This is a genomic window from Achromobacter sp. PD1 (assembly GCF_048541815.1).
GTDB classification, from domain to species: Bacteria; Pseudomonadota; Gammaproteobacteria; order Burkholderiales; family Burkholderiaceae_B; genus Achromobacter; species Achromobacter bronchisepticus_A.
The window spans coordinates 1,156,265-1,179,533 of the sequence record NZ_CP183349.1; the positions used below are offsets into that span (position 1 = coordinate 1,156,265).

The window sequence follows — 23,269 nt, forward strand, 5'->3', positions numbered from 1 at the left end:
ACGCTGCGCGGCGAGAGATTACGGCTGGTTACTTATCTGGCATGCCATAGGTGCACGGATGCGGGTAAATCCCGGTCTGCTAGTGGCGGGCGCTCGCGCTATTGTTGCGCTCATGAATTCATTGGTCGAAACCGGCCTGGCACAAGTGCAGGCGCCTTATTCTTTGCAGCAGCTCATCGAGGCGTTGTCGGCCGTGTTGCCCGCGCACTGCGTGTTGTTCCGCGAAGAAGATACGCGCCCCTACGAGTGCGATGGCCTATCCCTATATCGCGCGCTGCCTGCGGTCGTCGCCCTGCCCGAAACGGAAGAGCAGGTACAGGCTGTCATGCGCGTCTGCAAACGCCTGAATGCGCCGATCGTCGCGCGCGGCGCCGGCACCGGCTTGTCCGGTGGCGCCATGCCGCACAGCCGCGGCGTGTTGCTCGGCTTGTCCAAATTCAATCGCATCAAGCACATCGACCTGGCCAGCGCCACGGCCATCGTGCAGCCCGGCGTGCGCAACCTGGCGATCTCGGAGGCGGCCGCGCCCTACGGGCTGTATTACGCGCCTGATCCTTCCAGCCAGATCGCCTGTTCCATCGGCGGCAACGTGGCGGAGAACTCCGGCGGCGTGCATTGCCTGAAGTACGGGCTGACCGTGCACAACGTGCTGCGCGTGCGGGTCGTGACGATCGATGGCGATGTGGTTGAACTGGGCTCCGAAGCGCCCGATGCGCCGGGCCTGGATTTGCTGTCCGTCTTCATCGGTTCGGAAGGCATGCTGGGCGTGGTCACGGAGGTGACGGTCAAGCTCATTCCCAAGCCGGCCTGCGCGCAGGTCGTCATGGCCAGCTTTTCCAGCGTGGAAGCGGCGGGCAATGCGGTCACTCAGGTGATCGCGGCCGGCATGATACCCGCGGGTCTGGAGATGATGGACCGTCGTGCGACGCACATGGTCGAACCCTTTGTGCGCGCCGGCTACGACATGGACGCGCAAGCCATCCTGCTGTGCGAATCCGACGGCACGCCCGAAGAGGTCGAGCACGAGATTGCGCGCATGGAGGCCGTGTTCCACGAGGCCGGAGCCACGCGCTGCCAGGTCTCGTCGTCAGAGGCCGAGCGCCTGAAGTTCTGGGCCGGCCGCAAGAATGCCTTCCCGGCCGCGGGGCGCGTATCGCCCGATTACTATTGCATGGACGGCACGATACCGCGCCGCCATCTGGCGCGCGTGCTGGGCGCCATCGAGCAGATGGAAGACGAATTCAGCCTGCGCTGCGCCAACGTCTTTCACGCAGGCGACGGCAACCTGCATCCGTTGATCCTGTTCGATTCAAACAAGCCGGACGAGGTGGAGCGCGCCGAGAAATTCGGTGCCGCCATACTCGAGCTGTGCGTGCAGGTAGGAGGGACCGTGACTGGAGAGCACGGTGTGGGTATGGAGAAAATAAATCAAATGTGCGTGCAATTCTCTCGCGAAGAACTCGACGCGTTCCTGGCGGTCAAGCGGGCCTTCGATCCGCCCTGCCTGCTCAATCCTGAAAAAGTCATCCCTACGCTGGCCCGCTGCGCCGAATACGGCAAGATGCACGTCCACGCGGGAGAGTTGCGCTTCCCCGATCTCGCCCGTTTCTAGGACCTGTCCTTATGGATTTCGTCCTGTCGGAATTGTGCGACCAGGTCATGACGGCCCGTGCCGGCCACAAACCCCTGTTCGTGATGGGCGGGGGCAGCAAGGCGTTCTATGGCAATTACCGCCCGGTGACGCCGCAGGACGGCCACTGCCTGCTGGACATGACACCCTATCGCGGCATCGTCAGCTACCACCCGTCGGAGCTGGTGGTGACGGTGCGCGCGGGTACGCCGCTGGCCGAACTCGAAGCCGCGCTGGCCGAGAACGGGCAGATGCTGGCCTTCGAGCCACCGCATTTCTCGGCGTCCGCCACGGTCGGCGGATGCGTCGCGACGGGGCTGTCAGGCCCGCGCCGCATGAGTGCCGGCGCGCTCAAGGATTTTGTCCTGGGCGCGCAACTGCTGGATTCGGAAGGCCGCATCCTCTCGTTCGGCGGCGAGGTCATGAAGAACGTGGCGGGCTATGACGTGTCGCGCCTGTTGGCCGGTTCGCACGGCATCTTCGGCGCCATACTCGAAGTGTCCTTGAAGGTCGTGCCGCGGCCGATGGAAGAGATCACCCTGGCGCTGCCGGCGACGCAGGCTCAGGCCTTGGCCAGCTTCGCCCTGTGGCGCGGCAAGCCCCTGCCGATCTCGGCCACCAGCTGGAGCGGCGGCGATGAGGGCGCCGAAGGCCAGATGGCCGTGCGCCTGTCGGGCGCGCCGCCCGCGATCGCCAGCGCCCGCCAGCTAATAGGCGGCGCGCCAATGGCGCCCGAGGCTGCGCAGGCCTGGTGGCGGTCGCTGCGCGAGCAGACGCATTCCTTCTTCACGCCGGGCCGGCCCTTGTGGCGCCTGGCGTTGCCGCCCACCGCCGCCGCGTTGGGACTGGGGCCGACCTTATTGGAATGGGGGGGAGGCCAGCGCTGGCTGTCGGGTGAGCAAGACGCCGCCACGCTGCGCGAGACCGCCGAGCGGCTGGGCGGCCACGCCACGCTGTTCCGCGCCGGGCAGGGCAAGCCGCCTGCCGACGGCGTATTCCATCCTCTGGCGCCCGGGATCGCTTCGATCACGCGCCGCCTCAAACAAGAGCTCGATCCGGCCGGCCTGTTCAACCCCGGCCGCCTGGTCCTGGATCTATAGGGCATCATGCAAACCAATCTGGCATCCTGGGCACGCGATACCGATCTGGGCAAGGAGGCCGACGCCATCCTGCGGCGTTGCGTGCACTGCGGCTTCTGCACCGCGACCTGTCCGACGTATCAGGTGCTGGGCGACGAGCTGGACAGCCCGCGCGGACGCATCTATCTGATCAAGCAGGTGCTGGAGGGCGCCGAGCCCACGCAGTCCACGCAGCAGCACCTGGACCGGTGCCTGACTTGCCGCAATTGCGAGACCACTTGCCCGTCCGGCGTCCAGTACGGCCATCTGGTGGATATCGGCCGCAAGATCGTCGAAGAGCGCGTGCCGCGCAGTTGGGCCGACAAGACCAAACGCACCTTGTTGCGCAAGACCATGCTGTCGCCGCTGTTCGCGCCCGCGATGCGGCTGGGGCAGGCGGTGCGCGGCATGCTGCCGGAGGCGCTCAAGCGCAAGGTGCCGGAGCGCCGCGCGGCGGGGCCGCTGCCGCAGGTGGCGGGCCATGCGCGCCAGGTGCTGATGCTGGCGGGCTGCGTGCAGCCCGCCATGATGCCGACCATCGATGCGGCCACCATCCGCGTGCTGGACGCGGTGGGCATAGGCGCGCGCATCGCACCCGGCGCCGGCTGCTGCGGCGCGGCCAGTTTCCACCTGGACGCGCAGGACGATGCGCTGGCGCAGATGCGCGCCAACGTCGATGCCTGGTGGCCGCTGCTGCAGGATGGCAAGGTCGAGGCTATTGTGATGAACGCGTCCGGCTGCGGTGCCATGGTCAAGGAGTATGCGCATCACCTGCGGCACGATCCGGCCTACGCGCAAAAGGCTGCGGACATCGTGGCGCTGGTGAAGGACGTGGCCGAGATCGTCGCGCCGCATGCGGCGCAACTGCGTTCGCGGCTGCCGGCGGGCACGCGCGCGGCCTTCCATCCGCCATGCACGCTGCAGCATTGGCAAGGCCTGCGGCCGCTGTCGGAACAATTGCTGGCGGATCTGGGTTTTGCATTGCAGCCATTTGCCGACAAGCACTTGTGCTGCGGTTCGGCGGGCGCCTATTCGGTGTTGAATCCGGAGATCGCGCTGGAACTGCGCGACCGCAAGCTGGGCGCGATCGCCGCGGGCGGACCGGACGTGATCCTGTCCGCCAACATCGGCTGCATCGGCCACCTGCAAAGCGGCACCGACACGCCGGTGCGGCATTGGATCGAAGTGGTTGACGAACAGTTGCGCCAGCCTGCGGGCCAGCGCGGCGCGTAGGCGCCGGACGCCAGGCGGCATCCGGCGCCGGGCGTTTTACTCCACGGCCTTGACCATGTCTTCAAGCACCTTCTTGGCGTCGCCGAAAACCATCATCGTGCGGTCCATGTAGAAGAGCTCGTTGTCCAGGCCCGCGTAGCCCGAAGCCATGGACCGCTTGTTCACGATCACGGTGCGGGCCTTGTAGGCTTCCAGGATGGGCATGCCGGCAATGGGCGACTTCGGGTCGTTCTTGGCGGCCGGATTCACCACGTCGTTCGCGCCCAGCACCAGCACCACGTCGGTCTGGCCGAACTCGCTGTTGATGTCTTCCATTTCGAAGACCTGGTCGTAAGGCACTTCGGCCTCGGCCAGCAGCACGTTCATGTGGCCGGGCATGCGTCCCGCCACCGGGTGGATGGCGTACTTGACGGTCACGCCGCGCTCGGTGAGCTTTTCCGCCAGTTCCTTCAGCGCGTGCTGCGCGCGCGCCACCGCCAGGCCGTAGCCGGGAACGATGGTCACGCTTTCCGCGTTGGTCATCAGGAAGGCGGCGTCGTCGGGGCTGCCCGACTTGACGCTGCGCTGCTGCGCATCGCCCGCCGCGGCGCCCGCGCCGGCCTGGCCGCCGAAGCCGCCCAGGATGACGTTGAAGAACGAGCGGTTCATCGCCTTGCACATGATGTAGGACAGGATCGCGCCCGAAGAACCCACCAGCGAACCGGCGATGATCAGCATGGGGTTGTTCAGCGAGAAGCCGATGCCGGCTGCCGCCCAGCCCGAGTAGCTGTTCAGCATGGACACCACCACCGGCATGTCGGCGCCGCCGATCGGGATGATGATCAGGACGCCCAGCACGAAGGCGATGAGCGTCATGATGACGAACGGCGTCCATTCCTGTGTGAGCATGAACCAGATGCCGCATGCCAGCATCAGCAGCGCGAGCGCCAGGTTCAGCATGTGCTGGCCCGAGAACACCACCGGCGCGCCCTGGAACAGGCGGAACTTGTACTTGCCCGACAGCTTGCCGAAGGCGATGACCGAACCCGAGAACGTGATGGCGCCGACGAAGGTGCCGATGAACAGCTCGAAGCGGTTGCCGGTGGGAATCGGCACGCCGACGGGCACGATGCCGAAGGCATGCGGTTCGGCCACCACGGCCACCGCAATCGCGACCGCCGCCAGGCCGATCATGCTGTGCATGAAGGCGACCAGCTCGGGCATCTTGGTCATCTCGACGCGCTTGGCCATCAGCGTGCCGATGGAGCCGCCCACCAAGAGGCCCAACACGACCCAGCCCAGGCCGATGGTGGCGGCGCCGTCGCGCGCCAGCCCGACGATGAGCGCGGCCGTGGTCAGCACGGCGATCGCCATGCCGGCCATGCCGAACGCATTGCCCAGCCGCGACGTGGTCGGATGCGACAGGCCCTTGAGCGCCTGGATGAAGCAGACCGAGGCGATCAGGTACAGCAGGGTGACGAGGTTCAGCGAGATCATTTCGCTTCCTCCTTGCCTGCCTTGCGGTCCTTCTTCTTGAACATTTCCAGCATGCGCCGGGTCACGAGAAAACCGCCGAACACGTTGACCGCGGCCAGCGCCACGGCGAACACGCCCATGCCGCGCGCCAGCCCGCCTTCGGTCAGCGCGGCCGCCAGCATGGCGCCCACGATGATGATGGCGGAAATGGCGTTGGTGACGGCCATCAAGGGCGTGTGCAGGGCGGGGGTGACGTTCCACACGACGTGGTAGCCGACATAGATGGCCAGCACGAAGATGATGAGATTCATCAGGGTGGGGTTGATCGCTTCCATGCTGTTAGTTCCTCCGCGCCACGTTGCCGCCTTCGCACACCAGGCAGGCCGCGACGATTTCATCGTCGCGCTGGATCGCCAGCGCGCCGTCCGCATTGATGATGAGCTTCAGGAAATCCTGGATGTTGCGCGCATACAGCGCCGAAGCGTCGGTAGCGACCAGGCCGGGCAGGTTGGTCAGCCCGATGATCGTCACGCCGTGCTTTTCCACCACCAGGCCTTTCTCGGACAGCGGGCAATTGCCGCCGCGTTCGACCGCCAGGTCCACCAGCACCGAACCCGGCTTCATGGCCGCGACGGTTTCCGCGGACACTAGCGTGGGGGCGGGGCGGCCGGGAATCAGCGCCGTGGTGATGACGATGTCGGCCTGCTTGCAGCGCTCGGACACGAGCGCGGCCTGCCGCGCCATCCAGGCGGGCGGCATGGGCCGGGCGTAGCCGCCCGTGCCTTGCGCGATCTCGCGTTCTTCGTCCGTCTCGAAAGGCACGTCGATGAACTTGGCGCCCAGCGATTCCACCTGTTCGCGCGCGGCGGGGCGCACGTCCGAGGCTTCGACCACCGCGCCCAGCCGCTTGGCGGTGGCGATGGCCTGCAGCCCGGCCACGCCAGTGCCTAGCACGACGGCGCGGGCGGCCTTCAGCGTGCCCGCGGCAGTCATCATCATGGGTATGAGGCGGCCGTAGTGGTGCGCCGCCAGCAGCACGGCCTTGTAGCCGGCCAGGTTGGCCTGGGAGGACAGCACGTCCAGGCTCTGGGCCCGCGTGATGCGGGGCGCGGCTTCCAGCGCGAATCCGGTGAGTCCGGCGGCGGCGATCTGCTGGATGCCTTCGGCGTCGAAGGGATCCAGCATGCCGACCACGACGGCCCCGGATTTCATCTGGGGCAGTTCCGCGGCAGAAGGCGCGCGCACCTTCATGACGAGTTCTGCCCCCAGCGCATCCTGGGCGGTGCCGAGCGTGGCGCCCGCTGCCTCATAGGCTTCGTCGAGATAGCGGGCGGCAGTGCCTGCCCCGCGCTCTACTATGACGGTGTGTTTCCCGCCTACGTACTTCTTGACGGTCTCCGGTGTTGCTGCGACACGAGTTTCCCCGTCTCGGGTTTCTTTTGGTATCCCGATGTGCATCTACGCCTCTCCTCATTAGTTGGCATCAGTTATACACGGGAAAGTGCAAGGAAAGGTGTCTCGCCCCTGGGAAGCGAGGGGGAAGAGTACGGGGGGGAGCAGGACCGTCAATGCCCGGCGGCAAGCCAAAAAAAACCCCATGGCGAACCATGGGGCTGGGGTCTTGCAACCCAATTGCTCCGGCCGGTCTAACGTTGATGCCGGCCGGCACCTGCGCGCAAACGTCCGGCGTCAAGCCGTTTGCGCGCGAGTCCAGGTGATCAGCGCGGCGGTGAGTTCGCGCAGATCGGCCTTCAGGCGGCCGTAGTTTTCGGAAGGACGCAGCGAGACTTCGTCCATGTAGAGCTTGCGGTTGATCTCGATCTGCAGGCTGTGGCGGCCTTCTTCGGGGCGGCCGAAGGCGCGCACCAGTTCCACGCCCTTGTAGGGATCGTTGACGGTGACGTTGTAGCCGCGTTCGCGCAGCCAGGCGGCGATGAATTCGCGGAAGGCCGGGTCGCTGGTGCTGCCGTCGCGGTCGCCCAGCACGAAGTCGGGGTGCACCAGGCCCGGGCGGTCGGTGGCGTAGGCGCCGGCGATGCTGGGCATGGAGTGGCAGTTGATGTGCCAGACCTTGCCGAACTTCTTGTGGGCGGCGTCCAGCACCTGGCCCAGCGCGGCGTGGTAGGGCTTCCAGCAGGCGTCGATGCGGTGGCGCACTTCCGCGACCGTCAGCTTGCGGTTGTAGAGCGGCGTGCCGTCGTCCAGCATGCGCCAGATCAGGCCCTTGCCCAGCTTGACCTTGGGCGAGGCGTTGATGGCGTCGGGCCAGGCGGCGTCCAGCAGCAATTCGTCGATTTCGTCGGGCGAGCGGTTGGCGTCGATGTAGGCGCGCGGGAACGCGGCGGCAATCATCGGTACGCCCATTTCGATGGCGTCGCCCCACAGGTCGTCAACCCAGGTGTCCTCGGCGGTGCGCAATGCGCCAAAGTCCACCGCAGCCGCGAAATCGGGGGGGTAGGCGGTGCCGCTGTGCGGGGAGTCCAGCACGAGGGGAGCCGAGGAGTCCGAATCAGGATATTGCTGCGGGAGGTCGAGCCGGTAAGACAGGGGTTGGGTAATTCGCATAAGGGGGTGTTGCGTTCGTTAATCGGAGGTCCTCGCGCACCGGGCGGCGCGCGAGGACCGAAGACCGCTTAGTCGATCTTCACGTTGGCTTCTTTGGCGATGCGCTTGTTCTTGGCGATTTCAGCCGAGATCTGCGCCGCGAATTCGGCCGGAGTGTTGGCGGCCGGCGCCGCGCCCAGGGCTTCCAGGCGGCTCTTGACGTCGGCTTCGGCGCTGACCTTCTGCACGGCGGCGTTCAGCTTGTCCAGCACGGGCTGGGGCAGCTTGGCGGGAGCCACCAGGCCGAACCAGGACGCGTCGTTCACGGCCGGCAGGCCGGCTTCGGCGAACGTGGGCACGTCGGGCAGGGCGGCCACGCGCTTGGGCGAGGCCACGGCCATGGCGATCAGGCGGCCGGACTGCACGTGCGGCAGCGAGGAGGGCAGGTTGTCATACATGACGTCGACCTGGCCGGCCAGCGCGTCGTTCAGCGCCGGACCCACGCCGCGGTACGGCACGTGCATCAGGTTGGTGCCCGAAGCCATCTTGAACAGCTCGCCCATCATGTGCGAAACCGAACCGTTGCCGGCCGACGCGTAGGTCAGCTTGCCCGGCTCGCTTTTGGCCAGCTTGATGAAGTCGGCGATGTTCTTGGCCTGGACCTTCGGGTTGATGGTCATGATGTTGGGCACGGCCGCCAGGTTCGAGACGGGCGTGAAGTCCTTCTCGCCATCGAACGGCAGGTTCGGGTAGATGGCCGGGTTGATGCCGTGGGTGCTCACGGTGGCGATGCCCAAGGTGTAGCCGTCCGGCGCGCTGCTGGCGACGAAGGCGCTGCCGATCGAACCGCCGGCGCCGCCGCGGTTTTCCACCACGACGGTCTGGCCCAGTTCCTTGCCGAGCTTGTCGGCGAACAGGCGGCCGACGATATCGGTGGTGCCACCGGGCGGGAAGGGAACGATCAGGCGGATGGGCTTGGTCGGATACGCGTCTTCAGCGTGCGCGATACCCGAGGTCAGCGGCGCGGCGAGGGTCGCGGCGGCGACGCACAGGCCCAGTACTACTTTACGGCGTTGCATGGATTCCCCTAATGAATTGGAAAGCGGATGCGCAAAGGCAGACGCAAACGCAACGATTCTTTCCTGGCGGTCCGGTTTGCGCAAACGAAAGTTTCTCCGTAAGCTATGACTTTTTTTCATGCCTCTTTCTGCGGCGGCCCGGAGCCGGGCTGTTTTTGCTGCGCGGCCTGAAATAATTTGCGTACCTCATCCATGCGGCGATTCTGTCCCTCACTCACGGATCTCCAGGCGTTCGAAGTCGCCGCGAGACATAGCAGCTTCACGCGCGCGGCCCAGGAATTGTGTGTCACGCAGGGCGCGGTCAGTAAGCAGGTGAAACATCTGGAGGAGTTCGTCGGCATCGAACTATTCCTGCGGATCAGGCAAGGCCTGGTCCTGACCGAGGCCGGACGCAGCTACCTGACCAAGATCCAGGCCGGGCTGGGGCAGATCGAAGCCGCCACCGTGGAACTGATCGCGCACCAGGGGCAGGGCGGCACGCTCAACCTGACCTGTATGCCGACCTTCGGCGCGCGCTGGCTGATCCCGCGCCTGACCGCCTTCATGCGCCTGCGGCCGGACATCCACGTCGAATTCCTGCCTCACCGCCAGGGCTATGACTTCTCCACCCCTGAACTGGACGCCGCCGTGCGCTTCGGCGAAGGCATCTGGCCGGGCAGCGGGGCGGACTACATCGTCGGCCGCGAAATTCTGCCGGTCTGCAGCCCGCGCCTGATCCCGGGCGGCTGTGCGGCGCCCGCGGACCTGCTGGCCTATCCGCTGCTGCACCACACCTCGGCGCTGGAAGGCTGGCGCGACTGGTTCGAGCAGGCCGGCTGCGATACCCGGCGCAGCCTGGAAGGCGCGCGCTTTGACCAGTATGCGCTGCTGTCGCAGGCCGCCGCGGCTGGCTTCGGCGTGGCGCTGATTCCGCGCTGCCTGATCGAAGACGAGCTGCGCGACGGCAAGCTGGCCGTCGCCATCCAGCTGCCGATCCGGGCGCGCATGGGGTACTACCTGTGCTACCCGGAGCAGAAGGCCAATCTTCCGACCCTGCAGGCTTTCCGCACCTGGTTGATGGAAGTGTCGCGGGCCGCCGAGCCGCAGCCGCGGGAAGATGCGCGGACCGATCTAAAATAGTCCCATCATGAGTCAAAAACTTACCAAGAAAGGCCGCGTTGTCGTCGGCATGTCCGGCGGGGTCGATTCTTCGGTCACCGCCTGGCTGCTCAAGCAGCAAGGCTACGAGGTCGTCGGCCTGTTCATGAAGAACTGGGAAGACGACGACGATTCCGAATACTGCTCCACCCGCCAAGACCTGCTGGACGCCGCCAGCGTCGCGGATCTGGTCGGGGTCGAGTTCGAGTTCGTCAATTTCGCCGCCGAATACAAGGACCGCGTGTTCGCGGAGTTCCTGCGCGAGTACTCCGCGGGCCGCACGCCGAACCCGGACGTGCTGTGCAATGCCGAGATCAAGTTCAAGGCCTTTCTGGACCACGCCATGGCGCTGGGCGCCGAGCACATCGCCACCGGCCACTACGCCCGAGTGCGCGAGGTGCCGGCCGAGGGGGGCGGCACGCAGTTTCAACTGCTCAAGGCGCTGGACGCGTCCAAGGACCAGAGCTACTTCCTGCACCGGCTGAACCAGGCGCAGTTGTCGCGCACCATGTTCCCGCTGGGTGAGATCCACAAGACCGAGGTGCGGCGCATTGCGCACGAGATCGGCCTGCATAACGCCGCCAAGAAGGATTCCACTGGCATCTGCTTCATCGGCGAGCGGCCGTTCCGCGAGTTCCTGAACCGCTATCTGCCGACCGAGCCTGGCCCGATCATGACGCCGGAAGGGCAGAAGGTCGGCCGCCACGAAGGGCTGTCGTTCTATACGCTGGGCCAGCGCAAGGGCCTGGGCGTGGGCGGGGTGAAGGGGCGCCAGCGCGAGGACGGTACGGCCGAAGCCTGGTACGTGGCGCGCAAGGATCTGGAGCGCAATGTGCTCTACGTGGTGCAGGGGCATGACCACCCCTGGCTGTTGTCGGGCGAGCTGCGGGCGCAGGACGCGAGCTGGGTCGCCGGCCACGCGCCGGCCGCGGGCGCCTATGGCGCCAAGACGCGCTACCGCCAGGCCGATGCCGCGTGCAGCCTGGAAGGCGCTGCCGGCGGCACCTTCAGCCTGAGCTTTATCGAACCGCAGTGGGCGGTCACGCCCGGACAGTCCGCCGTGCTTTACGATGGCGAGGTTTGCCTGGGCGGCGGCATCATCCTGTAGGTGTAGGCGCCGCGCCGGCATCCGCCGCGCGGCGTGCGTGGATTTCAATCAAAGCCCCTGGGGCGCGGCCCCTGGGGCTTTGTTCATTACCAAGAAGAAAGAGGAGAGAGTTGTGGATGTAACGATGGTGATTTGCCTGCTGGTGCTGGGGGGCGTGGTGGGTTTCGCCGCGGGCCTGCTGGGCATAGGCGGGGGCATGTTGCTGGTGCCTTTCCTGACGATGCTGTTCGCGTGGAAGGGCATGCCTGCCGACCTGGTGGTGCACGCCGCCATCGCTACGTCGATGACCTCGATCCTGTTCACCTCCATTTCCAGCGTGCGGGCGCACCAGCAGCGCGGCACGATCAAATGGAACATCGTCTGGGCGATGGCCCCGGGCATCATCATCGGCGGTCTGCTTTCGGGCGGCGCGGTCTTCGCCGCGCTGAGCACGCTGTGGCTGTCGCTGTTCTTTGCGCTGTTCGTCGGCTATTCCGGCTGGAGCATGCTGCAGAACAAGAAGCCCAAGCCCAGCCGCCAGATGCCGGGCGTGGTGGGCACCAGCGCGGCCGGGGCGGGCATCGGCTTTTTGTCCGGCCTGGTGGGCGCGGGCGGCGGCTTCCTGTCGGTGCCTTTCATGGTCTGGTGCAACGTGGCCCTGCACAACGCGGTGTCGACCTCGGCCGCGCTGGGCTTTCCCATTGCGCTGGCCAATAGCGTCGGTTATGTGGTGTCGGGCCTGAACTCGGGCGAAACGCGTCCGGGCATGCTGGGCTACATCTACTGGCCGGCCCTGATCGCGCTGGTGTGCACCAGCGTGCTGACGGCGCCCTTGGGCGCGCGCATGGCGCACCGCCTGCCGGTGCAGACGCTCAAGCGCGTGTTCGCCTGCCTGCTGTTCGCGCTGGCCGCGTACATGCTGTTCAAGGCCTGGCAGACGTTCAACGCCTGAGCCGGACAGGGCTGCGCCGATGGAAAAGCGCAGCCCACGTAGAAGCGCCGCCGATGCGGAAGCAAAGGCAAAACAGAAGCGCAGGCGAAGCAGCAGCGCAGGCGAAGCAGAAGCCGGGCCGCACGGATCCGGCTCCGCCGGTCCGTAGCGGCGCCCCCTGGGGGGAGGCGCGCAGCGCCTCGGGGGGGGGGCTACACCACCGGAACGGTATCGATGAAGGACTGCCGCTGCGACAGCTTGTCGTACAGGCGGGCCAGGTTCTGGTGGTCGGCGCGCCAGTCGAGCGCGGCGAAGCGCAGGTCCAGGTAGCCCAGCGCGCAGCCGACGGCGATGTCGGCCAGGCTGTAGTTGATGCCCATGCAGTGGGCGTTGTCGCCCAGGCTCTTGTTCATCGCGTCCAGGCTGGCGTGGATCTTGGAATACTGGCGCTCGATCCATTCGGGGCTGCGCTGAGCCTCGGGGCGCTGGTTTTCCTTGACGATGGTCACGCAGGCGTCCAGGAGGCCATCGGCGATGGCTTCCCAGCACTTGACCGCCGCGCGATCACGCCCCGGCTGAGGAATCAGGCGGGCAACAGGGGACAGGGTGTCGACGTATTCGACGATGACGCGCGAATCGAAGAGGGCGCCGCCATCTTCCATGACCAGGCAAGGCACCTTGCCCAGCGGGTTGTACGTTTGGATCTGCGTGTCGGCGGACCAGACGTTTTCGAGTTCAAGCCGGTAGTCCAGCTTTTTCTCGGCCATGACGATACGCACTTTGCGCACGTAAGGACTGGTAAGCGAGCCGATCAGTTTCATGGAGTCACAAGCGGAGTCGGAAAGCGGCCGAAGTATAGCAGGCCGCATGACGGCAAGACGGCCAAGAGGCCGGAATCTTCGTCAGTTTGCCACAATGTTGCATGCTTCCGGATGATAAAATCGCCCGATTCGCTCATTCCCCGCTTTTTCTCTTCCAGACCATGCAAATCGCCGAACAGCTCAGCCAACTCAACGCCCTTTCGCCATTGGATGGCCGGTACGCTTCCCGGGGCGACGCGCTGCGCGGCCTGCTCTCCGAAGCTGGTTTCATGGCGCACCGCGTCGAGGTCGAAGTGGCCTGGCTGGTCGCGCTGTCCGACGCCGGCCTGCCGGAGCTGCCCGCCTTCTCCGAAGCCGCCCGCGCCCGCCTGCAACAATTGGTGCGCGACTTCTCGGAAGCGGATGCCGCCCGCATCAAGGACATCGAACGCGTCACCAACCATGACGTCAAGGCCGTCGAGTACTGGCTGAAGGAAAAAGTGGCCGATGACGCCGAGCTGGCCCGCGCCGCCGAGTTCATCCACTTCGCCTGCACCTCCGAGGACATCAACAACACCTCGCACGCGCTGATGCTGACGCGCGCCCGCAACGAGGTCGTGGTGCCGCGCCTGCGCGAACTGGCCGCCAAGCTGAACGACATGGCCGTGGCCCAGGCCGACCAACCCATGCTGTCGCGCACCCACGGCCAGCCCGCCAGCCCGACGACCCTGGGCAAGGAATTCGCCAACGTGGCCGCGCGCCTGAATCGCGCCATCGCCGCGGTCGAGGCCGTCGAGCCGCTGGCCAAGCTGAACGGCGCCACCGGCAACTACAACGCCCACCTGTCGGCCTATCCTGAAATCGACTGGCCCGCCTTCAGCCAGCGCGTGCTGGCCGGGCTGGGCCTGACCCAGAACCGCCACACCATCCAGATCGAGCCGCATGACTGGATGTCGGCCTTGTTCGACGCCATCACGCGCGCCAACATCATCGTGCTGGACCTGGACCGCGACATCTGGGGCTACGTGGCGCTGGGCTACTTCAAGCAACGCCTGAAGGAAGGCGAGGTCGGTTCCTCCACCATGCCGCACAAGGTCAACCCGATCGACTTCGAAAACTCCGAAGGCAACCTGGGCCTGGCCAACGCCGTGCTGCGCCACCTCTCGGACAAGCTGCCGATCTCCCGCTGGCAGCGCGACCTGACCGACTCCACCGTGCTGCGCAATCTGGGCGTGGGCCTGGGCTACTGCCTGGTGGCTTGGGATGCCTGCATGCGCGGCCTGGGCAAGCTTGAGGTCAACACTGCCGCCATCGACGCCGACATCGACGCTTGCTGGGAAGTGCTGGCCGAGCCGGTGCAGACCGTCATGCGCCGCTATGGCCTGCCGCAGCCGTACGAGCAACTCAAGGCTTTGACGCGCGGCAAGGGCATCACCGAGGAAGGCTTGCGAGAATTCATCCAGGGCCTGGCCCTGCCCGAAGAGCCCAAGGCGCGCCTGTTGGCGATGACCCCGCGCTCCTACATCGGGCTGGCCGCAGACTTGGCCCGGGCGGTATAGTCGCCTTGCCGCGCGCCCGGGGCGCGCGGCCTCTGTTGACCTTACGGGAGATTGCAATGAAGAAGTTGTCCACGCTTGCCGCGTTGGCCTGTATGACGGTTGGGCCCCTGCTGGCGACGAGCGCGTCCGCGCAGTTCGCCAAGCCGGAGGACGCGGTCAAGTACCGCCAATCGGCGCTGACGCTGATGGCTTCCCACTTTGGCCGCATGGCGCCAGTGGTCAAGGGCCAGCAGCCCTATGACGCCGCGCAGATCAAGGCCAACGTGGAAGTGCTGAAGACCTTGTCGGCCTTGCCGTGGACGGCTTTTGGCGCGGGCACCGAAGGCGGTGATGCGCGTCCGGAAATCTGGAGTGACGCTGCGGGCTTCAAGCAGAAGCAACAGGCCTTCCAGGACAATATCGTCAAGCTGTCGGCCGCTGCCGATGCCGGCGACCTGGACAAGCTGCGCGCTGCGTTTGGCGACGTCGGCGCAAGCTGCAAGGCCTGCCACGACTCGTACCGCAAGAAGAAATAAGGCGCCTGCCGTCCGCGGGCGGCATGTGGGCAAAGAGGCGCCAGCGTAACGGTTGGCGCTTTTTTTATGGCTTTGCCGGGCGTGACCTCGCGGGACTGCGCGTCGGTCTTGCACAGGAGGGAAGCGATGAAATCCTTTGATGAGCTGGTGGCAGAGGCCGAAGCCGCCGATGTCGGCGGGTGGGGCTTCGGCTGGCTGGCGGGGCGCGCTTCCGAGCAGCGTCCGCCGTGGGGCTATGCCAGGCTGCTTGCGCAGCGCCTGGCCAGTGTGCAGTCGGCGCTGGACCTGGATACGGGCGGCGGCGAAGTGTTGGGCGAGGCGCCCCGCTTTCCGCCGGTGATGTGCGCGACCGAAGCCTGGCCGCCCAATGCCAGGAAAGCGCATGAACGCCTGGCCGCTCGTGGCTTGCGGCTAGTGCAGACAGCGCCGGGCGCGGGCTTGCCGTTTGCCGATGCGGCGTTTGAACTCGTGACGTCCAGGCACCCTGTGAACGCGGACTGGGCGGAAATCCACCGCGTCCTCAAGCCGGGCGGGCATTACTTCGCCCAGCATGTGGGGCCGGCTTCGGCCTTTGAACTGATCGAGCATTTCCTGGGGCCTTTGCCAGCGCAGCGGCGCCTGCGGGATCCGCAGGATGAGGCGGCCGCCGCGGCGGCTGCTGGACTTGCCGTGACGGACTTGCGCGCGGCCCGTTGCCAGATGGTGTTCCATGACGTGGGCGCCGTGGTCTGGATCCTGCGCAAGTGCGTGTGGTGGGTGCCCGATTTTTCGGTGGCGAGGTATCGCGATGCCCTGCTGGCGCTGGATGAGCGGATGCGTCGGGGAGAGCCGTTCGTGGCTCATTCGACGCGGCACTTGATCGAGGCGCGGCGTTGAGCGGGCCGCAGCGCTGTCTTCGCGCTGCGTGAACCGTCAGGAAAAAGACATGTCGGCCGCGACTTCCAGCGACCGGATCCACAGTACCAGGACCGTGACGCCGGCGCCCAGCACCAGCGCACGCAGCCAGACGGCGAAACCGTCCTGCGTGGGGGCCGTGCCGGCGGGCACGTCCTTGGCATCGACCTTGCCGGTGATGATGGCGCGCACCAGGCGCTTGCGGCGCACCAGCGCGTACCAGAGCACCGCTGCAATATGAAGGGCGACCAGGGCCAGGATGACCCATTCATTGAGCTTGTGCCAGGACGTCATGGCGGCGGAAACGGTTTCGCTGACGTGGCCGAACAAGGGGCCCTGCGTCATGATGTCGTCGGTGGTGAACAGGCCGCTGAGCGCCTGGAATCCGATGACCAGCAGCAGCGCCAGCACCGATAGCGCGCCCAGCGGGTTGTGGCCTGCGGGCGCCGCGGCGCCTTTCAGATAGCGGGCCACGGCCGCCGGGCCGCGCACGAAGTGCGTGAAGCGGGCGTAGCGCGGGCCGATGAATCCCCAGAGCAGGCGGAAGAGGATCAGACCCAACGCCGTACAGCCGAAGCGCACGTGCCAATCCATGTACAGGCCGCCCAGCTTCACGCTGACGAACGCGCCGACGATGCAGACGACGAGCGCCCAATGGAAGAGGCGGGTGGGAAGGTCCCAAATGTGGACCGCGAGACGGTTGTTCTGCATGGTGGGATCGCCAGGGCTGTATTGCCGGGGACTTTATCACGCACAAATTGCCCCGTTGCTTGCGCAAACGGGGCGGGATACCGCTTTAGTGAGTGGTGCTGCGCACCGGTTCGATGCGATGCACGTGCTCATGGCGGAAGCGGATGCGCTGGCCCGGGGCCTTTTGCGCGGGTGCGCCGCAGGGCACGACTTCGGTCGTGTAGGTGGTCGTGCCATCGATGGGCGCGTTGTAGATGACCGTGGCGCGGATTTCCGGGCCATTCGCGGGCTTCAGGTAAACGATGTCGCCGATATGGATCGGCATGTTGTCCAGCGTGGTGTGCGCCGGGCGTCGGATCAGGTCCGAGGTCGTGAAACGAGTATTCATGGTGTTTGTTCTCTTGGTTTCTAGTTATGGGAAAAGCCGCGTCTGGCCACGTGGCGCGCAGCGTTCCTGCCGCATGCCGCTGCCAGCCGTACTGAATCGGGCAGGCGTGTGTCGTGACACTAACGCATATATGCCGCCGTCCTTTTGCGCATTCTCATGTTTTGCGCGCTCGGCCTGGCGGCGCGACGCTGTCCATCAGTCCGGGACAGCGTCGTTTCGGGTTGCGCGATGCGCGAACAAGCGCAAAGCATGCATGCGGACATGCGCGGCCCGAGAAGTCATGCAGGACGGACAGGCCCTGCTGGTTGCGGCGCGGTTATCGGTATTCGTCGCTTGCGCGTGTTGTAGGCGCCGCTGATTGTCTTGTTGCTTCTTGCCAAGCCGGACTGGCGGTTGGGTGAAGGCGTTTTGTTCCAGGCCGCAATCCGGATTTGCGGTTTTCGCAAATGGGACGGGATGCTTGGGCTTGGGTATTTTCGAGGATCTGCTTCGGCGTCTGGGGAGGGGCTGATGTACAGGCCTCAGTGCCAGCGCCGTCGTTTATCACCGCGTTTTTTCGTATGGAATTTGGCGAAAACGGCAGAACTCAACTAGCAATAGTACAGGCAGTTGATGTTTTTGGCAAGCGTTTTGTGGTGGGGGGAGACTCCTCCCCCGTTCCAGGCCTTTAATGGGTCGCTGGGCGAGCCTGGCGCTGGGCCTCGATGATGAGGCCTTCCAGGCGTGGCGACATGCGTAGCGCCACTTGCGCGCTGGTCTGGCCGTCAGGCTGGTTGTCGGTTTCCAGGGCGAGTTCGATGCGCTCGTTGTCGAAGGCTTCGGGGGCGGCCTGAATGTCCACGTAGCGGGCCAGCAAGGCATCGACCGCCTTTTGCGCATCGGCCAGCGCTTCGTTGGACAGCTGTCCCGGGCTCAGGTATTGGTTGACCACCCGCGCCAGGTCGTTCATGAAGAACAGCAGGGCGGCCGCGCCGCGGCAATCGGGATGGGCAAAGCCCCAGGTATCGGAGGTGGCGTTTTGAGTCATGTCTTGGGGCTGGGCCTGTATTGCGGGGCCGTGATGGCCGAAAACGCCATTTTATGGGATCGGACGCCGGGCCCGCATCAGGCATACTGCCATGCCTATGATCAGACTCGCACGACCTACAGACCTGGCCAGCCTGGCCGATATCGAACGCTCCGCCGCGCGGCGCTTCCTGGGCACGCATATGGCGTGGGCCGCTGGCGACGATACGGCGCCGCAGGCCGAGCTGGCGCAGGCGCAGGCGGCCGGCCTGCTGTGGGTCGCGGAAGGCGAGGGCCAGTGCGCGGGCTTTGCGCTGACGCGGCCCATGGACGGCGATCTCTACCTGGCCGAAATGGCGGTAGCGTTGCCGTGGCAGGGGCGCGGCCTGGGGCGGGCGCTCCTGGCCGCCGTATGCACGCATGCCCGCAGTGCCGGTCGCTACCGGTTCGTGCTGCTGACCACCGACCGCGAACTGCCTTGGAACAGGCCGTTTTACCTGCGGCAAGGTTTCGTCGATATCGCGGCAGGGGAGCTCCCGCCCGGGTTGCGCGAGCGCTTGAGCCATGAGGCGGCCATGGGTTTTGACCCCGCGCGCCGTTGCGCCATGGCGTACCCCCTGGAGCCATGATGCGGGCGGCGCACCCTGTGTCAACACGCTTCGATAGCAACAAAATCCGCCCGCCGGCAGCGTCGGAAAGCGCCTTCGGGATAATCTGCCGGAGGGCGGCCGCCCAGTTCGCGGGCGGCGCCGGTTTTGCGAACCCGCATGCAAGGAGGATGCGCATGGCATTGCTGCGAGCTTGCCTGCTGGGCCTGGCGATGGCGTCGATGTTGTTTCTGTCGGCCTGCGTCAACAAAGAGCCCCAGGAGCGGGCCGCGTTCATCCAGCTGCTGCAAAGCCGGATGAACAGCGCGTCGCTGCTGCCCATAGGCGTCCTGAGCGAGCAGGAAAAGGAGGCCGTCGGCGGCTATGCCGATGCCTACGAGGTCATCGCCGATTTTCAGGAAATCCTGACGCAGGCGGCGGCGTCCATGCGTGACGCGTCGGAAGTCGAGACCCTGCGTTCGGTGGCCGAGATCGTGGAGCGGCGGGACCGCCTCGAGGCCGCGCGCAAGACGCTGGCCGAGCAGGCTGCCGAGGTCCAGCGGGCTCAGGTCAGGGCGGACAAGGCGCGTGCGGCGCTGACGCTGCCGGCCGATCTGGCGCCCGTCTACGACGGTGTCTATGACGAGGCAGTGACGGCGCCCGCGGCCGAGGTGCTCGATGCCGCGGCCGCCATGGACGCGGTGGCGCGCGATGCGCTGGGCGTGGCGGATTTCGTCGCCGCCCATGCGCAGGACATCCTGCTAGCGGATGGGCAGGCGCGCGTCGCCACGCCCACGCTGCAGCAGGAGTTGAACCTGCGCCTGCAGCGGTTGAACGCGCAGTCGGAGGTTCTGGAGCATGCGCGCGCCGCATTGCGTCAGGCCGCCGGACAGCCGCAGGACGCCCGCTGAACGGCGCTTTGTACAATGCGGGTCTCGCGGCGCAAGCCGAGCCTGGGACGTAATATGAGCCAATCTTCCAGCGTGCACTACAGAACCTTTCTGCTCCTGCTGGTGGTGGTCACCATCGCATTCGGCTGGTTGTTGTGGCCGTTCTACGGCGCTGTTTTCTGGGGCGCCGTCCTTGCCATCATCTTTGCGCCGCTGCAGCGCCGGCTGGTGGCGCGCATCGGCGGACGGCGCAACCTGGCCGCGCTGATCACTTTGCTGCTGGTGCTGCTGCTGGTGATCCTGCCGCTCATCGTCATCAGCGGATCGCTGGTGCGCGAAGGCGCGAACCTCTATCAGAGCGTCAAGTCGGGGCAGATCAACTTCGGCGACTATTTCCAGCAGGCCATGGCGGCGCTGCCGCCGTCGGTGCATGATCTGCTGGCGCGCTTCGACCTGGCCGACATACCGAGCCTGCAGGAAAAGCTCAGCGCGGGCGCCATGCAGGCCAGCCAGTTCTTGGCGACGCAGGCCTTGAACATCGGGCAGGACACGTTCCAGTTCGTGATCAGCTTCGGCATCATGCTGTACCTGCTGTTCTTCCTGTTGCGCGACGGCCCGCAGCTATCGGCGCGGCTCAAGCGCGCCATGCCGCTGAGCGACACGCACAAGCAGCATCTGCTGCGCAAGTTCACCACCGTGGTGCGCGCCACCGTCAAGGGCAACGTCGCGGTGGCCGCGGCGCAGGGCGCGCTGGGCGGCATCATCTTCTCGATCCTGTCTATCCAGGGCGCGCTGCTGTGGGGCGTGATCATGGGCTTTCTGTCCTTGCTGCCCGCGATCGGCGCGGGGTTGATCTGGGCGCCGGTCGCGATCTACTTCCTGTTGACCGGCGCCACGATCAAGGGCGTCGTGCTGATCGCTTTCGGCGTGCTGGTCATCGGCATGGTGGACAACGTGCTGCGCCCCATTCTGGTCGGCAAGGACACCAAGATGCCGGACTATGTGGTGCTGATCTCCACGCTGGGGGGCATGGCTTTGTTCGGCCTGAACGGCTTCGTGATCGGCCCGCTGATCGCCGCGCTGTTCATGGCCAGCTGGGACTTGTTTGCGCCGCCGGTGGAGGGATACGCGGACGCCGCCGCAGACAAGCCGAGCGCCCGAAAGTAGGCGCGGCGGATCGGCCGTCAGTCCGTCCGTCCCAAGACGGGTGTATGGTGTAGCAGGCCGGCTTCCATCGGGGCCGGCCTGTCGTATCAACCTCGACTATTCGGGAGCGCGTCGGATATGGAATGGAAACTGCATCGATCGGGCTGGATCGAAGAACGCAACTTCGACATCGAATTCGCCGAGACGCCCGACGGCTATCACGCCCGGGTGCGGGTCTTCGGATTCCCGGTGCTGGAAGACACCAAGCATGTGTTTCCCAATGAGGCGCTGGCCGAAAAAGGGGCGCTGACGCTGCTCAAGACCCAGTTCACCGGCACCCCGGACCTGGAAGACCAGTAGACGAACCAGGCGCCGCGTCTCCGGAATAAATTGGGGACGCGCCCTTTAAGCCACATCCGTCTCGACGCGGCGAGGGGATTCCCATGGCGCGGATTGTGCGATTGCGAACTTCTGCAATAATTTCTGGCGTTCGTTCGTCCTCTGCTCGTGGGCCGGGCGGAGCGTATCGGGAGGCGCATGGGTCCAGAGGTGTGGTTTCGGTCGGCAGGGCGACGTTTGCGGACGTCGCAAGGCGAGGTTCCCGTGGCTGACGGCGAGAGCCTGGCCGTCGCGCGGGCGCGTCGGCCGCGCCGTTATTCCATGCGCACGGGCCTGCTCACGCTTGTGTTCGCCTGTATTACGCCCGCGCTGGTCATGGCGTCCGTGGCGGTCTACGAAAGCTACGTCATCCAGAAAGAGCGGATCTTCCGCGACACGATATTCCTGGCGCGCAATCTCACCGCGATTCTCGACCGCGAACTCACCGGCGTCGAGGCTGGCTTGCAGATGCTGGCGTCGTCGCCGGATCTCGTCGCCGGCGACCTGGCCGGTTTTCATAGGCGGGCGCGCGAGTCCGTGCGCTTCCAGATCATCGACAGCTATGTCCTGACCGACAAGGATGGCCGTCAATTGATCAACACGTCCGTTCCGTTCGGCAACGCCTTGCCGCCGACGGGTGCGTCCGCCGAGCTGGCCCACGTTTTCCAGACACGGACTGCGGTGTTGACGGGGCTGTTCACCAGCAGGGTCAATCAAGCTCCGCTGATTGCGCTGGGCGTGCCGGTGCTGCGCAACGGCGAGGTCGCCTACAGCCTGAACGTCGGCATCTTGCCTGAGCGCATCGGCAATCTGCTGGGCAGGCGCGCCTTGCCGGACGGCTGGGTGGCCGCCGTGCTGGACGACAGCGGCACGATACTGGCGCGCACGCGCGACACCTCGAAATTCGTGGGCCAGAAGGCCGTTCCCGAACTGGCGCGGGCGGTGCAGCAGGAAAGCGAGGGCTCGCTGGAAACCATTACCAAGGAAGGCACGCCGGTCTACACCGCCTTCAGCCGCTCGTCGTTATCTGGCTGGACGGTCGCCGCCGGCGCGCCGATGAGCCTGCTGACCACGGACCTCTATCGCTCCATCGCCTGGATCGCCCTGGGCACCTTGCTGGCCTTCGGGCTGGGCTTGCTGCTGGCCTTGCGGCTGGCCCAGCGCCTGACCTCGTCCGTGCAGAGCCTGGTCGCGCCGGCGCTGGCGCTGGGCAAAGGGCATGCGGTGATGGTGCCGGGCACGCGCGTCAAGGAGGTTGCGGAAGTGGGCGGCGCCCTGGTGCAGGCCTCGCGCATGCTGACGCATGCCCAGCACCTGGCGCACTACGATCCGCTTACCGGGCTGTGCAACCGCGTGCTGTTCAACGAATTGGTGCTGCGCGAGGTGGCGGTGGCGCAGCGCAGCGGCGAATCCTTCGCCATCCTGGCGATCGATCTGGACGGCTTCAAGGCGGTCAACGACCTGCATGGCCATGCGGCCGGCGATGCGGTGCTGCAGGAAGCGGCGGAGCGCATGGCCGATGCGATCCGCGTGTCCGACGTGGCGGCGCGGCTTGGAGGCGACGAATTCGCGGTGTTGCTGCTGGGCGCGGACAAGGAAAACGCCGGGCATGTCGCGCAGGCGCTGGTCGAAAACCTGTCCCTGCCGTATCCCGACGTCAGTGTCGCCGTATCCGCCAGCGTGGGCATAGCCGTGTATCCGCAATCCGGCGTCACCGTGCGCGAATTGCTGGAGCGCGCGGACAGGGCGCTCTACAAGGCCAAGGGCCAGGGCAAGCGGCGGGTGGAGGCGGATCAGTAGCTCCGCCAGCCTCAGAGGTCGGAGAGCGGCGGCGCCAGGGCGGTCAGGACTTCGCCCGATTTCAGCCTGTACCGGTTCCGGTCCAGCGGCAACACCAACTCCCCCTCGGTGGTGCGGTGTATGTAGCGGGCCGCGTTAGGCCGGGCCGCGTCAGGCCGGGCCGCGTCAGCCTGCAACGCAGCCGCTCCCGGCTCTTCCGCCCGCAAGAACACCTCAATCCGGTAGAGCCGGCCCGATTCCGTGCTGGCCAGCACGTCGCTCAATCTGCGTGTGGATATGGTCATGCGACGCTTGCTCCTTCTTCTGCATTGTTCTGGCGGTCATTCCGGGCTCGGGAGGCCGGCTCCGCCGTAAGGCGGGGGCCGCCCGCGGAGCGTTTGGGTTTTCGCTAAACTGCCCGGCT

24 protein-coding genes are annotated in these 23,269 nt (G+C 66.1%); 14 read left to right on the forward strand and 10 right to left on the reverse strand.

Annotation, left to right across the window (positions count from 1 at the left end; genetic code table 11):
• Window positions 1-112 precede the first annotated feature (112 nt).
• Genes ACM1PE_RS05335 through glcF form a run of 3 tightly spaced genes read left to right on the forward strand, consistent with a single transcriptional unit; the run spans window position 113 to window position 3,981 of the window.
• A complete protein-coding gene (locus tag ACM1PE_RS05335; RefSeq protein ID WP_419342644.1) occupies window positions 113-1,612 on the forward strand; it encodes an FAD-linked oxidase C-terminal domain-containing protein in 1,500 nt (499 codons plus the stop codon).
• A gap of 11 nt (window positions 1,613-1,623) precedes the next feature.
• Window positions 1,624-2,730: a glycolate oxidase subunit GlcE gene (gene glcE / locus ACM1PE_RS05340; RefSeq protein ID WP_118932200.1), complete on the forward strand. Its 1,107-nt coding sequence runs from the start codon at window positions 1,624-1,626 to the stop codon at window positions 2,728-2,730.
• A gap of 6 nt (window positions 2,731-2,736) precedes the next feature.
• Window positions 2,737-3,981, forward strand: a complete 1,245-nt coding sequence (gene glcF / locus ACM1PE_RS05345; protein ID WP_059379160.1) for a glycolate oxidase subunit GlcF — start codon at window positions 2,737-2,739, stop codon at window positions 3,979-3,981.
• Window positions 3,982-4,017: 36 nt separating this feature from the next.
• On the opposite strand, the gene ACM1PE_RS05350 is transcribed toward glcF, so the two are convergent.
• From ACM1PE_RS05350 to ACM1PE_RS05370, 5 genes are all read right to left on the reverse strand, one after another.
• The gene (locus ACM1PE_RS05350) at window positions 4,018-5,457 is read right to left on the reverse strand and encodes an NAD(P)(+) transhydrogenase (Re/Si-specific) subunit beta (protein ID WP_059379158.1); all 1,440 of its coding nucleotides are present in this window, start codon (window positions 5,455-5,457) and stop codon (window positions 4,018-4,020) included.
• Entirely contained in the window at window positions 5,454-5,771 is a 318-nt protein-coding gene (locus tag ACM1PE_RS05355) for an NAD(P) transhydrogenase subunit alpha (protein WP_013392581.1), read from the reverse strand. Before ACM1PE_RS05355 ends, ACM1PE_RS05350 begins: the two co-directional genes overlap by 4 nt.
• 4 nt (window positions 5,772-5,775) lie before the next feature.
• A complete protein-coding gene (locus ACM1PE_RS05360; protein ID WP_059379156.1) occupies window positions 5,776-6,894 on the reverse strand; it encodes a Re/Si-specific NAD(P)(+) transhydrogenase subunit alpha in 1,119 nt (372 codons plus the stop codon).
• Between the two features lie 231 nt (window positions 6,895-7,125).
• Window positions 7,126-8,001 carry an N-formylglutamate amidohydrolase gene (locus ACM1PE_RS05365; RefSeq protein ID WP_118932202.1) on the reverse strand — a complete coding sequence of 292 codons (876 nt, stop codon included), beginning with the start codon at window positions 7,999-8,001 and terminating at the stop codon, window positions 7,126-7,128.
• Window positions 8,002-8,069: 68 nt separating this feature from the next.
• Complete coding sequence (locus tag ACM1PE_RS05370) at window positions 8,070-9,059, reverse strand: Bug family tripartite tricarboxylate transporter substrate binding protein (protein WP_059379151.1); 990 nt, start codon at window positions 9,057-9,059, stop codon at window positions 8,070-8,072.
• 192 nt (window positions 9,060-9,251) lie between these two features.
• On the opposite strand from ACM1PE_RS05370, the gene gcvA reads away from it, so the two are divergent.
• From gcvA to ACM1PE_RS05385, 3 genes are all read left to right on the forward strand, one after another.
• Window positions 9,252-10,178 carry a transcriptional regulator GcvA gene (gene gcvA, locus ACM1PE_RS05375; protein WP_059379149.1) on the forward strand — a complete coding sequence of 309 codons (927 nt, stop codon included), beginning with the start codon at window positions 9,252-9,254 and terminating at the stop codon, window positions 10,176-10,178.
• Window positions 10,179-10,185: 7 nt separating this feature from the next.
• Window positions 10,186-11,304, forward strand: a complete 1,119-nt coding sequence (gene mnmA, locus ACM1PE_RS05380) for a tRNA 2-thiouridine(34) synthase MnmA (protein WP_419342645.1) — start codon at window positions 10,186-10,188, stop codon at window positions 11,302-11,304.
• A 112-nt stretch (window positions 11,305-11,416) separates the two neighbouring features.
• A complete protein-coding gene (locus ACM1PE_RS05385; RefSeq protein WP_054451099.1) occupies window positions 11,417-12,235 on the forward strand; it encodes a sulfite exporter TauE/SafE family protein in 819 nt (272 codons plus the stop codon).
• 191 nt (window positions 12,236-12,426) lie between these two features.
• On the opposite strand, the gene ACM1PE_RS05390 is transcribed toward ACM1PE_RS05385, so the two are convergent.
• Window positions 12,427-13,035: a glutathione S-transferase gene (locus tag ACM1PE_RS05390; protein ID WP_118932204.1), complete on the reverse strand. Its 609-nt coding sequence runs from the start codon at window positions 13,033-13,035 to the stop codon at window positions 12,427-12,429.
• A gap of 161 nt (window positions 13,036-13,196) precedes the next feature.
• Here ACM1PE_RS05390 and purB point away from each other — a divergent pair, with 161 nt between their 5' ends.
• The 3 genes from purB to ACM1PE_RS05405 all read left to right on the forward strand — a co-directional run bounded on the left by purB (window position 13,197) and on the right by ACM1PE_RS05405 (window position 15,964).
• Window positions 13,197-14,573: an adenylosuccinate lyase gene (gene purB, locus ACM1PE_RS05395; protein WP_059378553.1), complete on the forward strand. Its 1,377-nt coding sequence runs from the start codon at window positions 13,197-13,199 to the stop codon at window positions 14,571-14,573.
• 56 nt (window positions 14,574-14,629) lie between these two features.
• Window positions 14,630-15,088: a c-type cytochrome gene (locus tag ACM1PE_RS05400; protein WP_059378551.1), complete on the forward strand. Its 459-nt coding sequence runs from the start codon at window positions 14,630-14,632 to the stop codon at window positions 15,086-15,088.
• Window positions 15,089-15,214: 126 nt separating this feature from the next.
• Complete coding sequence (locus tag ACM1PE_RS05405) at window positions 15,215-15,964, forward strand: methyltransferase domain-containing protein (protein ID WP_419342646.1); 750 nt, start codon at window positions 15,215-15,217, stop codon at window positions 15,962-15,964.
• Window positions 15,965-16,000: 36 nt separating this feature from the next.
• Here the strand turns inward: ACM1PE_RS05405 and ACM1PE_RS05410 are convergent, their stop codons facing one another.
• From ACM1PE_RS05410 to ACM1PE_RS05420, 3 genes are all read right to left on the reverse strand, one after another.
• Window positions 16,001-16,693, reverse strand: coding sequence for a cytochrome b/b6 domain-containing protein (locus ACM1PE_RS05410; RefSeq protein ID WP_419342647.1), 693 nt, complete (start codon window positions 16,691-16,693; stop codon window positions 16,001-16,003).
• Window positions 16,694-16,778: 85 nt separating this feature from the next.
• Window positions 16,779-17,060, reverse strand: a complete 282-nt coding sequence (locus tag ACM1PE_RS05415) for a hypothetical protein (RefSeq protein ID WP_059378546.1) — start codon at window positions 17,058-17,060, stop codon at window positions 16,779-16,781.
• Window positions 17,061-17,727: 667 nt separating this feature from the next.
• Window positions 17,728-18,087 carry a hypothetical protein gene (locus ACM1PE_RS05420; RefSeq protein ID WP_419342648.1) on the reverse strand — a complete coding sequence of 120 codons (360 nt, stop codon included), beginning with the start codon at window positions 18,085-18,087 and terminating at the stop codon, window positions 17,728-17,730.
• Between the two features lie 91 nt (window positions 18,088-18,178).
• On the opposite strand from ACM1PE_RS05420, the gene ACM1PE_RS05425 reads away from it, so the two are divergent.
• The 5 genes from ACM1PE_RS05425 to ACM1PE_RS05445 all read left to right on the forward strand — a co-directional run bounded on the left by ACM1PE_RS05425 (window position 18,179) and on the right by ACM1PE_RS05445 (window position 22,866).
• The gene (locus ACM1PE_RS05425; protein ID WP_118932208.1) at window positions 18,179-18,694 is read left to right on the forward strand and encodes a GNAT family N-acetyltransferase; all 516 of its coding nucleotides are present in this window, start codon (window positions 18,179-18,181) and stop codon (window positions 18,692-18,694) included.
• A 155-nt stretch (window positions 18,695-18,849) separates the two neighbouring features.
• Window positions 18,850-19,563 (forward strand): DUF3053 family protein, encoded by a 714-nt coding sequence (locus tag ACM1PE_RS05430; RefSeq protein WP_419342649.1) that lies wholly within the window; start codon window positions 18,850-18,852, stop codon window positions 19,561-19,563.
• A gap of 54 nt (window positions 19,564-19,617) precedes the next feature.
• Window positions 19,618-20,709 (forward strand): AI-2E family transporter, encoded by a 1,092-nt coding sequence (locus ACM1PE_RS05435; RefSeq protein ID WP_059378542.1) that lies wholly within the window; start codon window positions 19,618-19,620, stop codon window positions 20,707-20,709.
• Between the two features lie 117 nt (window positions 20,710-20,826).
• Complete coding sequence (locus ACM1PE_RS05440; RefSeq protein ID WP_118932210.1) at window positions 20,827-21,048, forward strand: hypothetical protein; 222 nt, start codon at window positions 20,827-20,829, stop codon at window positions 21,046-21,048.
• A gap of 243 nt (window positions 21,049-21,291) precedes the next feature.
• The gene (locus ACM1PE_RS05445; RefSeq protein ID WP_059378540.1) at window positions 21,292-22,866 is read left to right on the forward strand and encodes a sensor domain-containing diguanylate cyclase; all 1,575 of its coding nucleotides are present in this window, start codon (window positions 21,292-21,294) and stop codon (window positions 22,864-22,866) included.
• 11 nt (window positions 22,867-22,877) lie between these two features.
• Here the strand turns inward: ACM1PE_RS05445 and ACM1PE_RS05450 are convergent, their stop codons facing one another.
• The gene (locus ACM1PE_RS05450) at window positions 22,878-23,150 is read right to left on the reverse strand and encodes a 6-phosphofructokinase (RefSeq protein WP_118932211.1); all 273 of its coding nucleotides are present in this window, start codon (window positions 23,148-23,150) and stop codon (window positions 22,878-22,880) included.
• Between the last annotated feature and the right edge of the window lie 119 nt (window positions 23,151-23,269).

What these genes read in the sequence shown, in the direction of transcription:
- mnmA (WP_419342645.1), top strand. Translation starts at nt 10,186, where the DNA reads ATGAGTCAAAAACTTACCAAGAAAGGCCGCGTTGTCGTCGGCATGTCC.
- ACM1PE_RS05410 (WP_419342647.1), bottom strand. Translation starts at nt 16,693, where the DNA reads ATGCAGAACAACCGTCTCGCGGTCCACATTTGGGACCTTCCCACCCGC.
- ACM1PE_RS05430 (WP_419342649.1), top strand. Translation starts at nt 18,850, where the DNA reads ATGGCATTGCTGCGAGCTTGCCTGCTGGGCCTGGCGATGGCGTCGATG.
- ACM1PE_RS05365 (WP_118932202.1), bottom strand. Translation starts at nt 8,001, where the DNA reads ATGCGAATTACCCAACCCCTGTCTTACCGGCTCGACCTCCCGCAGCAA.
- ACM1PE_RS05420 (WP_419342648.1), bottom strand. Translation starts at nt 18,087, where the DNA reads ATGACTCAAAACGCCACCTCCGATACCTGGGGCTTTGCCCATCCCGAT.
- ACM1PE_RS05370 (WP_059379151.1), bottom strand. Translation starts at nt 9,059, where the DNA reads ATGCAACGCCGTAAAGTAGTACTGGGCCTGTGCGTCGCCGCCGCGACC.
- ACM1PE_RS05435 (WP_059378542.1), top strand. Translation starts at nt 19,618, where the DNA reads ATGAGCCAATCTTCCAGCGTGCACTACAGAACCTTTCTGCTCCTGCTG.
- ACM1PE_RS05450 (WP_118932211.1), bottom strand. Translation starts at nt 23,150, where the DNA reads ATGACCATATCCACACGCAGATTGAGCGACGTGCTGGCCAGCACGGAA.
- gcvA (WP_059379149.1), top strand. Translation starts at nt 9,252, where the DNA reads ATGCGGCGATTCTGTCCCTCACTCACGGATCTCCAGGCGTTCGAAGTC.
- ACM1PE_RS05350 (WP_059379158.1), bottom strand. Translation starts at nt 5,457, where the DNA reads ATGATCTCGCTGAACCTCGTCACCCTGCTGTACCTGATCGCCTCGGTC.
- ACM1PE_RS05355 (WP_013392581.1), bottom strand. Translation starts at nt 5,771, where the DNA reads ATGGAAGCGATCAACCCCACCCTGATGAATCTCATCATCTTCGTGCTG.
- ACM1PE_RS05405 (WP_419342646.1), top strand. Translation starts at nt 15,215, where the DNA reads ATGAAATCCTTTGATGAGCTGGTGGCAGAGGCCGAAGCCGCCGATGTC.
- ACM1PE_RS05335 (WP_419342644.1), top strand. Translation starts at nt 113, where the DNA reads ATGAATTCATTGGTCGAAACCGGCCTGGCACAAGTGCAGGCGCCTTAT.
- ACM1PE_RS05360 (WP_059379156.1), bottom strand. Translation starts at nt 6,894, where the DNA reads ATGCACATCGGGATACCAAAAGAAACCCGAGACGGGGAAACTCGTGTC.
- ACM1PE_RS05415 (WP_059378546.1), bottom strand. Translation starts at nt 17,060, where the DNA reads ATGAATACTCGTTTCACGACCTCGGACCTGATCCGACGCCCGGCGCAC.
- glcF (WP_059379160.1), top strand. Translation starts at nt 2,737, where the DNA reads ATGCAAACCAATCTGGCATCCTGGGCACGCGATACCGATCTGGGCAAG.
- ACM1PE_RS05400 (WP_059378551.1), top strand. Translation starts at nt 14,630, where the DNA reads ATGAAGAAGTTGTCCACGCTTGCCGCGTTGGCCTGTATGACGGTTGGG.
- ACM1PE_RS05425 (WP_118932208.1), top strand. Translation starts at nt 18,179, where the DNA reads ATGCCTATGATCAGACTCGCACGACCTACAGACCTGGCCAGCCTGGCC.
- ACM1PE_RS05390 (WP_118932204.1), bottom strand. Translation starts at nt 13,035, where the DNA reads ATGAAACTGATCGGCTCGCTTACCAGTCCTTACGTGCGCAAAGTGCGT.
- glcE (WP_118932200.1), top strand. Translation starts at nt 1,624, where the DNA reads ATGGATTTCGTCCTGTCGGAATTGTGCGACCAGGTCATGACGGCCCGT.
- purB (WP_059378553.1), top strand. Translation starts at nt 13,197, where the DNA reads ATGCAAATCGCCGAACAGCTCAGCCAACTCAACGCCCTTTCGCCATTG.
- ACM1PE_RS05440 (WP_118932210.1), top strand. Translation starts at nt 20,827, where the DNA reads ATGGAATGGAAACTGCATCGATCGGGCTGGATCGAAGAACGCAACTTC.